This is a genomic window from Stenotrophomonas sp. STEN022, from assembly GCF_056760155.1.
Genome location: NZ_JBRREG010000120.1, coordinates 1 through 11,312 on the forward strand (window position 1 = coordinate 1; position 11,312 = coordinate 11,312).

Here is an 11,312-nt window from a genome sequence, read left to right on the forward strand (position 1 = left end):
GGAAAACCCCTGAGGAATTTGCCCTGAAACACGGGACCCAAGCGAATTCCCTAGAGTCGTAGAATGCCGGATTTTCTACTTTGAAATGCACCGGTAATTGGGGGTGGGTCAGAGGTTGTGTCGTCACTCCTCCCATATGTAACTATTCGAGGGGGCACAAGGGTAAATCTAAAGCAGGTTGCAAAGGAGTACTCTTCCGCTTTGGCAGAGGAGTTGCCTCGGTTTCGCCGATCAGTGGAGACAGAAACTGCTGAGGTTGAGGAAGAGCTAAGAAAGGCTAAGGAAGTTGTTGCTGAAATTGATTTGATATCATCTAGGATTAAGAACTCTGAATCTCAGATTTCAGTCGGAGATGACTCAATACTGAGGCGCGCAGAGTCCCATCTTGAAAAAATGTCTGCATTTGAGGAGCGAATATCTAAAGACTCCGACAGGATCTATCTGCCAAGTGAGGGTTTTGATGTTTCACTCATTGACTCCATACACGAGGCTGCATCCAATTCAAAGGTTTTGTTCGCTGAGTTTAAAGTTGGATACGAAGAATCGTTGCGGCGAGTGGAGGAGGTTAAGGGTTTTGAGTCGTACGTGTTTGGTGGTGACGAATCGCTAAAGGTTAGGTTGGAAACGTTTGAGAGCGATCAGAAAAGAAAGTTTCGCGCATTAAGTGAGGAGATTCAGGGGCTTATTCCGGGGGCGGTTAGCGCTGGGTTGGCGGGGGCGTATCATCAGCAGAAAATATCTTTTGATGCTCCAATCAGAAATGCTTCAAGAGTTTTTTATGGTGCGATTTTTGCGTTGATGCTGGGATCCTTGTTTTATTTGGTTAGTGATATCTATCTCTGGGGTATCAAGTTTCATTCTGTCGGGGATTGGGAGTCTGTTCTAAAGGGTGTTGTCAACAAGTTGCCTTTCTATGCTCCGGCTGTCTGGCTTGCGTATTATGCGAGTAAAAGGCGGAGTGAGTTTCAGAGGCTTCAGCAGGAGTATTCGCATAAGGAGGCTCTGGCTAAATCTTTTGAAAGTTACAAGAAGCAGGTCGGGGATTTGCAGGTTGGTGGTGATGAATTGATGGCGCTGCTTATGAGAAGCTCCATCGAAGCTATTTCTTTTAATGCTTCTTCAACGTTGGATGGTAAGCATGGCGATAGGATGCCTATGCAAGACATCATTGATTCTTTGCTTAAGATGAAGACAAAGGAAGCGCCCTGAGATCAAGGACGGAAACTAACGGAACCGGGTTCACTTCAATTAGAGCAAGGGGGCTGCTGGCTCACGCCGCTTCCAACCTGCATTTGCATGAGTTGCTTGAGCGAAGCCGAGGGCTGATTGGAAATTGTGCCCCGCTCTGATCCCGCCAGGACGCTTCGTAATTCAAGCCACATCTGCGGCATCACTTCAGCTTGCGTACCCGCGTATCCGCCGCTGCCAACGCCGTCCCATCCGAACCCAGCAAGCGCATCAACGGAACCGGCTTGCCGGTGCGGTTATCGAGCAGTTGCGAATGCCTTTCGCCGCGTTGGTACAGGTGCTGCTCGCCCCATTGGCGCAGGGCGACGAGGATGGGGAACAGGCTCTCGCCCTTGGCGGTGAGCACGTATTCCTGGTACGCCGTGCCGTCCGATGCGGCATGCAGCTGCAGGATGTCGGCATCCACCAGCTTGCGCAGGCGGTCGGTAAGGATGTTGCGGGCCACGCCCAGGCCGCGCTGGAAGTCGCCGAAGCGGCGAACGCCATCAAATGCATCGCGCAGGATAAGCAGTGACCAGCGGTCGCCGACAAGGTCGAGGCTGCGGGCTACCGGGCAGGGTGAGTCGGATTCGAGGATGCGGCGGGACATGGCGACTCCTGTGGCTGCACCCATTGTAGTTGCATTTTAAAACCACTGTTCGCTAGCATGCATCTGGTTGCGATATGCAACTGGATTCGGATGCGCCATGAACCTGCCTTTGGAAAGTGCTTTGGAGCGGCCCGAGGCACCTGTGACCCGGGTAGGTCAGGCGCTGCCTGCCGGTCTGGTATGGCTGTTCGCCATCGCCAGCGGGTTGTGCGTGGCCAATGTGTACTACGCGCAGCCCTTGCTGGACCTGCTGGCCGCATCACTGGGCATCAGCCTGGCCGCTGTCGGCAGCGTGGTGACTGCAACCCAGATCGGCAGTGCCCTGGCCTTGCTGTTGCTTGTGCCACTGGGTGACAGGTTGGAGCGGCGTCGCTTGATGCTGGTCCAGCTGTTGGCCTTGGTGGTCGCCTTGTTGTGGGTGGCCTGGGCGCAATCGCCCTGGCTGTTGCTGGCAGGTATGTTGGCGATCGGCCTGCTCGGCACGGCGATGACGCAGGGGCTGATTGCCTATGCGGCCAGTGCAGCCGGCAACGGCGAGCGCGGGCGTGTGGTTGGCGCTGCGCAGGCGGGTGTCTTCATCGGTCTATTGCTGGCGCGGGTGGTTGCTGGCGGTGTCGCCGACCTCGGAGGCTGGCGCAGCGTCTACGTTGTTGCGGCGCTGGCGATGCTGCTGCTGGCCGGTGTTCTCCATCGCAGACTTCCACGCCTGCCGGCGAGCGCAGTGACAATGCGCTACCCGCAGTTGCTTGGTTCGATGCTGCAGCTGCTGCGGCAGGACCGGGTGCTGCAGATCCGTGGAATGCTGGCATTGCTGATGTTCGCGGCGTTCAACATTTTCTGGAGCGCGCTGGTGTTGCCGCTGAGTGCGCCGCCTTATGGTTACTCGCATACGGCTATTGGCGCATTCGGGCTGGTCGGCGTGATCGGTGCGCTGGGTGCCACCCGAGCAGGCCGATGGGTCGACCGTGGGCGAGGTCAAACCGTCACCACGATCGCATTATTGGTTCTGCTTCTGGCGTGGTGGCCACTGTCGTTGATGCCGCAATCACCATGGGCATTGGCCGTCGGTATCGTCCTGCTGGATCTGGGCGGACAGGCGCTGCACGTGAGCAACCAGAGCATGATCCTCCGCGAGCAGTCACAGGCGCATAGTCGATTGGTTGGACTGTACATGCTGTTCTATGCGATAGGCAGCGGGGCCGGTGCGATTGCCACGACGGCGACGTATGCGCGGGCAGGTTGGAGTGGTGTATGCGTGCTGGGCGCGGCGACTTGTGGCGTTGCGGGAGTTTTTTGGCTTGTTACTCGGCGCTGCATGCCCGAGCAGCCGCGGTAGCGAACAGCATCAGTCGATAGGTGAAAGCAGTGGCCCGGGTGCGACGCCTACCCGAGCCACAAGAGCGATGCTTCTATGAACAGATTGATATGTTGGACCGAGTGGTACCGATCTCAGTTGCCAACACCAATCTGCTTCATGAAAGCGGCATTGTCCCAGTACAGGAATTCCTCGGTCATCTGCCCCTGTTCGTTCCAGTGTCCAATGGTGACCATCGGCAGGCGGTACTTCTTGTTGGTCGGCTGGATCACGGTGCCATCGGCCAGCACCATGGGTTTACTGAAGGTGCCTTCGATGAAGCCGGCGACTGCCGTCCACTCGGCATTCGCCGAGCCGAAGCGCACCGGGTGTTCGGTGATCCGATTGTCGGGTGCGAAGGTCCACATGAAATCCAGCTCCTTGATGTGGTCAGGCAAGCCGGTGGTGGTGTGGCCGTCCGGGTAGTGCACGACGATATCCTTGGCATGACTCAGGTGCAGGTCATCCCATTGCTGTTTTGTGTAGACGCGGAAATCCAGGTCATCGAAGGTGGCGAGGTTTCTGGCCAGGGCTGACGGCATTCCCTGTACGGCGGGAGTGGCTTCGCCAACCTTGCTGGCCGGCCAACTGTCGATCGGTTGCCCGGCTGCAGATGCGACGCCAACCGTGGTGAGTGCTACGGAAGCAGCGAAAGCGACGCGTTTCATGGCATTCATTGAACGGCTCCTGCAAGGTGTGCGCTGAGGTAACGACGTTCGTGGTGTTCCAACCAAGCTCTCCAAAGTCACGGGTCGGTTGGAAGCAGGGGAAGAGTGAGCCGTCTCGGGTTTTGAGGGCGTGAAGCAGGAAAGAGCACAGGGCCTGCCTTTGACGCCTCGGCATGCGTCTGCAACCAGCGGTACGTGGGCTTGCGCGATATGCTTGCCGCCAATCGATCAGGAAGCAATGGTATGGATACCAGCAACACAACTAGGCTGTCATTTGCAGCGCTGGACCAGCGGCTACGTGAAATGCCAGAGGGGCCGGCCGGGGTGCTGAATACGCCGCCATTTCTGAAGTCCCTGAATGCCATCGCCTTTGTTGGCGCCATGGTGGGTGCTACGCCGTACTTTCTAATCAAGTGGTTGGAGCCGACAGATTGGATGGTTTGGATGGCCAGGTCGGGGTTGGTCGTCCTTGTCGTAGCCGGTCTTCCCGACTTCATCAGGAACTGCGGTGTCTTGGGTCTGCGCTTCTGGCGCTGGCGCGATGATCAGGTTCGGCAGCTTGATCATGATCGCGAGTACTTCGAGTACATCCTGGACTGGCTGGCGAGGTTCCCGGAGACCGAGCTGAATGAAAACGAGCGAGTGGCGCGACTGTCGTTGACACAGCTTACGGCCAAGATCGGGCTGATTGCCGGTGGTCTGGACAAGCTAGGCGTACTGCCGGTTGTTGTCTCGGCGTTCCTCTTCATTCGTCAGTGGAGTAATCCCCTTGCCATGCCTGCATGGCAAGCGATTCTTTCAGCTTTTCTTGTACTGCTGTACTTCATTGCGGCTAATTCGAACCTGATGCGTATCCGACTAGAGCTTTATCACAGTCTTTTGGTTGAAGCAGGGAAGCGGAAGGTTTTGTCGTTAGGAAAAGCGGATATCCCGAATGTAGGTGTCCGGCTATCTGGTCACCGCCCCTGATCCGCAGGGCTGCAAGAAATGATGCATCCGCAGCCGCATATTCAGCAGTTGAACCAAGCCGCTACAATCAGTCGATTCCCATTGCATGACCGGGAACTACATGGATGCAACGTACTGATTACCCCAGGTGAAAAATGAAAGTCCGTATTTTTGGAGTGTCGCTGCTTGTAGGTCTGCTGCTGGGCTGCAAGCAGATGCCGGCAGGTGACGCGGAGGGTGTCGCTACCGCAGGTGCGGAGGCCGAGCTGCCGGCCAAGGCAAGCGCGGATCCTGTCACTGAGATCGAGGACACCGAATCCTCGCCCTATGAAGAGGGCGACCCGGATGGCGATGCGCCCACGCCAGCCGCGTTCGACCACGAGCCCAGCTGTGAGGAAGATCCACTGGCGACGCATTTCTTCACTCTGGTGGGCGGCAACACCGTGGACAACTGCGGCCGTGCTGATCCCAAGGTTACCGCCGCATTCGACGAGCTGCTGAAAGAGGCGGCTGAGGGAGACATCGCCGATCCGCATGTCCCACCGCAGCGCGACCGGTTGCTCAGTGGCCCCAGCGCACCGGGCGTGCCCAAGATGCTGGGAAGCGAAACATGGTGGTTCTATACGGCCTGCCAGGCGCACCAGTGCGATACGCAGCAGCTGGCGATGCTTTACCAGCCCCAGCACGCCAGGATGGTTGGCCGTCTGGTATCGCGCTGCAAGGTGTGGTGGTTGGGCAATCCGACGGCTGAGCAGCGTGCGCTTATCGATGAAGCCAAGCCAGTGGATCCTGCGCTGCTAAGTGATGAACCCTGCGACGAAGAGCTTTGAGTTCGGCTGCGGTAGCGGCGCTGAAGTTCGATAGCAGGGTTGATTGACTGAGCCGAATGTTGAGGACGCTCTGGACTGTGCGACAGTCCAGAGCTGCATAGGGAGATGTGGAATGACCGGGATTCGTCTTCGCCACTTGCCTGGCATCTGCGCGGCGATTGCACTTGCTACAGTTGCATTGCCCGCACTGGCGATTGGACAACAGCCAGCCTCAATGCCGGCTGCACTGGCGCCACCTCCAACGCACCCCGACGAATCCGCAGCACGCCAGACCGCCCAGCGCTATCAACAGCTGCTTCCGCTTTACCGCTGGCGTTTGCTCACTGCTGTGGACAAGGATGGTATGTCGCGAGCCTGGTTCGGCGAGGGGGCAGATGCACCGCAGCTGCAATTCAGTGTCGAGGAAAAAAGTCCGTCAGCGGAACCGTCGCTGTTGCTGCATAGCGAGCTATGCAAGCGGCAGGTGGATGGTGAGGTGGTGTTGCGCCGCTATCAGGTGCAAGGCGCTGATTCACGGCGTGAGGTGGCCTGGCAACTGAATCTGCGCAGGCAGCCGCATGAGCGCACGCCTGCATTGACCTGCCAGAAGCCGGCCTACAACGCTGAGCTGCGCCTGCTGCAGATGCTGTCCGGCGGGCATGCGCTACGTATGCGCGTTGAGCAGGCGAAGCAGGACCGGCCGCAACTGGAGCTTGGCGACGCCTTTGGCGGCGTATTGCGTTTCGAAGGGACGGCGCTCGTGCAGGGCGCGCGCTACGGTCTGCAGGGGGCGGAACGATTGCTGCAGATCAAGGAGGCATCGGCTGCATGCGCGAACAGCTGGCTGCCTGGTAGTCGTTGCCTGCTGTTCCGCGAGGTGGCGCTGGATGGTCGGGGGAACGCTGCATCCGATTGGAACGGCGACGTCCTGGCGGTTGACGGCTACAAGCACAGCGCCGGGACCGATGTGATGTTGCTGGTCCGGCGCTATGGAAGCACTGGTGACGACTTTGCAGGGCCGATGAGTTATCGCGCGGAACGCCAGTTGTGGGCACGAGGCGCTGCGGCAGGACCGGAGATGATGGCGAGTGTCGCTGGCGTGCACGCGGATGCGGTGCTGGAGCCTGAGCAGGAAACGTTTTACCCGAAGTTGTTGGCGCGATTCATCGGCCGTGATCGTGGTCTTGCAGGTACTGAGTTCGCCCATCTGTATTACGGCGAATGGTTGCAGCGCAACCTCGGGCCGAAACCGGCCGAAGGCGATTCGTCAATCACCGGGGCCGACGAGCTGGCAGCGGCCGAGGGCTATCTCGAACTGCGCAGGCAACTTGCTGCGTTGGACGGGGCGGGCGGCTCAGCTGGTGCGCGCCTGCAGCTTTACCAGGACTTTCTGGAGCGGTATCCCTTGCATTTGAATGCGCTGGAGAGTCTTGCTGGCGATGACGCGGCTGTGCGCTTCGGGTTTGACGGACTGTTGCAGGCCATCCTGGCAAGTGGCGACGGCAACAGTTGCCAAGCGCCGTGGATCGTAACGTCCTCTGCTGATATCGGCGCGGTGTTCCGGCATCTGGCGCTGGATCGGGATTACGCGTTGGATTGGAAGGAGGACGAAGCTTGCCTACAGGTTGGCTCCGGGAAGGATGGGAAGTACTTCCTCGTGCTGGGCTCGCGATAGCAACAGTTGTATGTGGGAGCGGCGTGAGCCGCGAAGCTGATACTCCGAAACAAAGCGTGTTTGATCGTTCTCCAGCAACTCCCTTGTTGGAGAGTTGGCGAGCTTCGCGGCTTAAGCCGCTCCCGCAAGCAGGATCATGTAGCGCTCTCGCACGGAGATGGGATGATCAGATGGAAAGCTACTTCAATGTTGGTAATGGCCAGGCACAGGTAAACGAAGCAATATGAAATTCTTCTTGATTCTTGCCCTGCTGCTGGCATCCAGCATCGGCACTTCCTTGCTCGCTCCTGTTGGGGTTGCGCATGCCGCGCTGCCACAGGCCGCAGCCGTGTCGCCATTGGTTGTGGCGGCTGCAGACGTCGGTCTGTCCGCTGATGACAGGGAGAAAGGAAAGGACGCGCTCTATGCGGTGGCGTTCTTCCTGATGGTCTTCATCCTGATTGGTTGGCTGGCAACGCACCTGTCGCGCGAAAAGAGGTCTGCGAAAATAGCGCCATTGCCGCGTGTGCCGGTGCGCATGCATTGGTATGACGGCACCCAGCTGCCAATCGCGGATTGGGACCGTATCAGCGAGGACGCGCCGACGGGACTGGATGCCGACGCCACGCATATCCACCGCACCTCTGCGGCCAAGGAGTGGCTGGAAGCGCTCAACCAGCAGCTGGGGGAGCATTACCGCATCACCGAGTCCGCCGACTTCCTGCTGCTGTCGAACCTGATGGACAGGCCAGGCGAGGTATTCCTCGCAACCTGCCAGCGCCTGCTGGCGCGGATCAATCGCAGCCTTGGCGATCTTGCAGTCGCGCCCGGCCTTGGCAAGCATGTGGTGATGGTGTTCGCCGACCAGGAAGACTATTACGCCTACGTATCGCATTACTACCCGGATGGCGGCGAGTACGCGATGTCCTCGGGCATGTTCATCAAGGCAGGATATGGGCACTTCGTGATGCCGTTGGAGATCCTTGATTCGATGGAGCCGGTGATCGCCCATGAGCTTACTCACTGCCTGCTGCAACACCTGCCGATTCCGGCGTGGTTGAACGAGGGCCTGGCGGTGAACACCGAGCACACCTTGTATCCACAGCTGGCCGCACCCGGCGCACAGATGTACTTTCCGCACGAGATCGCTGCGCAACACGCGGCTTACTGGAACGAAGAAAGCATCCAGTCATTCTGGTCCGGGAAGTCATTCCTGGCTGCGGATGATGGCAACCGGCTGTCCTACGATCTGGCCAAGAAGATCACCGCGTTAGCGGCGGGTGATGAGCGTGCATTCCGCAAGTTCGTGGCCGCCGCGCAGATGAGCGACGGCGGTTTGGCGGCGGAGCAGCACCTGGGTTATCCGATCCAGAACCTGCTGGAGGCGGTACTGGGTGAAGGCGAGTGGACGCCGCGGCCGGAGTCGTGGAAACAAGGTGTGGAGCGGGGGCAGTTCTAGCTTGGCTGGGTAACGGGCCAAGCAATCGCACGAGGCGATGCACGCCTTGTAGGAGCGACGTGAGTCGCGAAGCTGGGTATCGGTGCGCGGTCCTTGGCCATGCACTTGCACGGACCGGCCGGCTTTGGGATTTCCAGCTTCGCGGCTTACGCCGCTCCCACAATCAAGGGGCGGATCAGGCTGCAGCGTTGTATGGCGGGTAGTCGATGTAGCCCTTGCCGCTGCCGCCGTAGAAGGTGGCTGGATCGGCCTTGGCAAGCGGATAGCCGTTGCGCAGGCGCTCGACCAGATCGGGATTGCTGATGAACGGCACACCGAAACCGGCCATGTCGATCAGATCCTCATCAATCAGTGCCTGCGCCGATTCGCGGTCCAGTCCGCCGGCCAGGATCAAACGGGTCTCCTGCAGCTTGCTGCGTATCGTCCTGAGCAGGTTGTTGAAGCCTGCCTGGCCCGGCGCGCTGCTTGAATAGCCGGCCTGGTTCATCAGGTGCACGAAGCCCAGCTTGCGTTCGCCGATGGCCGCCGCAAGCGCGGTGTAGGTCTCATCGATCTGCGGGTAGGCAGGCATGTCAAAGAGGTTGCCGTACGGCGAGAGACGAATGCCGGTGCGCTCAGGACCAATGCGCGCGACGATGGCGTCGATCACCTCCAGCGTGAAGCGGATGCGGTTCTCCAGCGTGTCAGCGGAGTACTGATCACTGCGATCATTGACCAGCGGGTTGAGGAACTGCTCATGCAGGTAGCCATTGGCGCCGTGGATCTCGACGCCGTCAAAGCCCGCATCAATCGCGTTCTGTGCAGCCTGGGCAAAGTCGTTGACCACGCGTGCAACCTCCTCGGTGCTCAGCTGGCGCGGCGCAGGCGCATCGACCATGCCTGGCTGGCCTTCTTCGTTGTAGCCGAAGGCCTTGGAGTTGGCCGGCTGCTTGCTGCTGGCGCTGACCGGTGCGCGGCCATCGGTCTGGATCGACGGGTGCGACATGCGACCGACGTGCCACAGCTGCGCGACGATCCTGCCACCGAGCGCATGCACCGAGTTGGTGGTCAGCCGCCAGCCCTCGATCTGCTCGGGGGTGTAGATGCCGGGGTTGAACAGGTAGCCCTGGCCTTCGCGCGAGATTGGCGTGCCTTCGCTGACGATCAGGCCGGCGCTGGCGCGCTGGGCGTAATAGAGGGCAACGCGCTCGTCAGCGATATCGTTGGGGGCGCGTGCGCGGGTCATGGGCGCCATGGCGATGCGGTTGGAGAGCTTGGTGCCGATGAGGCCGTAGGGCTCGAAGAGCTTGGTCATTGAAGTGTTCCAGGTGGATCCAGACGGGGAGGGCAGTGCCTGTCGCGACAGCGGGAAACCGCTGTCGCAGCATGTATTGCGGAATACATGGGCCCTGTCTGGGGTGTCACAACCGGACGCGGTGGAAAGCAGAGTTGCGGTTTGTGCAACATCTGGCCGCGAGCGTGGCCGGTGTTGCAGGAAGGGGGAAGCCCCGAGACCGCTGGCGGCTGGCGTCGCAATCGCTGATTCCACCTGCGTGGGAAGATCGCCGGCTTTGCGGTTTACGCCGCGACTGCAAGGGCGGCGGTCAACGACGGTGTTGCTGGAACAGCCAATCGCGCCACCACTTGCCAGGGTGGATATCGGCCGGCGGTGCGTGCGGCAGTGCGTCGTACTCCCTGAGCTGTACCTGCTCGCCGCCAGCTGCGCGGATGGCGGCGACAAAGCGCCTGTCAGCGGTGATCGGGTTCTCGTCATCGGCAGTGCCGTGCATGGCCAGCACCGGCAGGTTCCTGAAAGTGGCGGCATCGGCATTCGCTGGTGCAATGCCGGAGATCGGCACGATGGCGGCGAGCAGGTCTGGCTGCAAGGTGGGCGCCAGCCACGCTGCCGACCCGCCCATCGAGAATCCAAGCGCATAGATCCGCGTGGTGTCGACGGGATTGTCGGCGGCGATCCTGTTCGCCAGCTCGAGCGCGGCGCTGAGCACCAGAGAGGCTTCCGCATGCTGATCCGCTGACGCAGGGCCGTAGTTCGCGCTGCGCTCAGCGAACTGCGGTACCAGCACGTAGGCGGGGTAGTGCTGCCGTACTTCAGGCATCGCCCAGCTCCTGGCCAAACGGTCGAGCTGGCTGCTGTTGTCCGTGCCTATGCCGCCAGAGCCGTGGAACTGGATGACCAATGGGTAGGGCACGCCGGCTTTGGCTGCCGTCGGGCGCAACAGTCGATAGGGGATGACCACTCCGCCAGCCGAGGTGAAACTGCCGCTCTCGAACTGGCGAATATCAACCGACGCGAACACCTCCTTGCCCAGCGGCGCTACACCGACGACCTGCTCGGCAGCGACGCTGCCAAGCGTGCACGCAGCGAGCAGGCCGAAGGCGAATGCCAGGTGACGGTTGCGCATGTTTGATCGTCCCGGTTTGAGTGCCGGTGATTGTAGGGCCGGGCTTTCATGCAGCGCCGCGAGATTAACTCATGGCAGCCATGAGTCAGGCGGGATGTTGTGGGGGCGGGGGGGGGGGGCGGGGGGGGGGGGGCGGGCGCGGGCGCGGGGAGCGGGGGCCCGGGCGGGCGGGGGGAGGGGG

General features: G+C 60.2%; 10 protein-coding genes. 6 read left to right on the top strand and 4 right to left on the bottom strand.

Annotated features, from left to right (window positions below; genetic code table 11):
- The first annotated feature begins 117 nt into the window (after positions 1 to 117).
- A complete protein-coding gene (locus ACVOMF_RS18665; RefSeq protein ID WP_481510596.1) occupies positions 118 to 1,209 on the top strand; it encodes a hypothetical protein in 1,092 nt (363 codons plus the stop codon).
- A gap of 181 nt (positions 1,210 to 1,390) precedes the next feature.
- On the opposite strand, the gene ACVOMF_RS18670 is transcribed toward ACVOMF_RS18665, so the two are convergent.
- The gene (locus ACVOMF_RS18670) at positions 1,391 to 1,837 is read right to left on the bottom strand and encodes a winged helix-turn-helix transcriptional regulator (protein ID WP_481510597.1); all 447 of its coding nucleotides are present in this window, start codon (positions 1,835 to 1,837) and stop codon (positions 1,391 to 1,393) included.
- A 97-nt stretch (positions 1,838 to 1,934) separates the two neighbouring features.
- On the opposite strand from ACVOMF_RS18670, the gene ACVOMF_RS18675 reads away from it, so the two are divergent.
- A complete protein-coding gene (locus ACVOMF_RS18675) occupies positions 1,935 to 3,173 on the top strand; it encodes an MFS transporter (RefSeq protein WP_481510598.1) in 1,239 nt (412 codons plus the stop codon).
- Positions 3,174 to 3,286: 113 nt separating this feature from the next.
- On the opposite strand, the gene ACVOMF_RS18680 is transcribed toward ACVOMF_RS18675, so the two are convergent.
- Positions 3,287 to 3,868, bottom strand: coding sequence for an ester cyclase (locus ACVOMF_RS18680; RefSeq protein ID WP_481510599.1), 582 nt, complete (start codon positions 3,866 to 3,868; stop codon positions 3,287 to 3,289).
- A gap of 234 nt (positions 3,869 to 4,102) precedes the next feature.
- Between ACVOMF_RS18680 and ACVOMF_RS18685 the strand changes: the two genes are divergently transcribed.
- The 4 genes from ACVOMF_RS18685 (at position 4,103) to ACVOMF_RS18700 (ending at position 8,729) form a co-directional block, all read left to right on the top strand.
- Positions 4,103 to 4,828, top strand: a complete 726-nt coding sequence (locus ACVOMF_RS18685; RefSeq protein ID WP_481510600.1) for a hypothetical protein — start codon at positions 4,103 to 4,105, stop codon at positions 4,826 to 4,828.
- A 134-nt stretch (positions 4,829 to 4,962) separates the two neighbouring features.
- The gene (locus ACVOMF_RS18690) at positions 4,963 to 5,637 is read left to right on the top strand and encodes a hypothetical protein (protein ID WP_481510601.1); all 675 of its coding nucleotides are present in this window, start codon (positions 4,963 to 4,965) and stop codon (positions 5,635 to 5,637) included.
- Positions 5,638 to 5,749: 112 nt separating this feature from the next.
- A complete protein-coding gene (locus tag ACVOMF_RS18695) occupies positions 5,750 to 7,291 on the top strand; it encodes a DUF4919 domain-containing protein (RefSeq protein WP_481510602.1) in 1,542 nt (513 codons plus the stop codon).
- A gap of 223 nt (positions 7,292 to 7,514) precedes the next feature.
- Positions 7,515 to 8,729: a DUF2268 domain-containing putative Zn-dependent protease gene (locus tag ACVOMF_RS18700; RefSeq protein WP_481510603.1), complete on the top strand. Its 1,215-nt coding sequence runs from the start codon at positions 7,515 to 7,517 to the stop codon at positions 8,727 to 8,729.
- Between the two features lie 175 nt (positions 8,730 to 8,904).
- On the opposite strand, the gene ACVOMF_RS18705 is transcribed toward ACVOMF_RS18700, so the two are convergent.
- Positions 8,905 to 10,023 carry an alkene reductase gene (locus ACVOMF_RS18705; RefSeq protein ID WP_481510604.1) on the bottom strand — a complete coding sequence of 373 codons (1,119 nt, stop codon included), beginning with the start codon at positions 10,021 to 10,023 and terminating at the stop codon, positions 8,905 to 8,907.
- A 289-nt stretch (positions 10,024 to 10,312) separates the two neighbouring features.
- A complete protein-coding gene (locus ACVOMF_RS18710) occupies positions 10,313 to 11,131 on the bottom strand; it encodes a carboxylesterase family protein (protein ID WP_481510605.1) in 819 nt (272 codons plus the stop codon).
- Positions 11,132 to 11,312 lie beyond the last annotated feature (181 nt).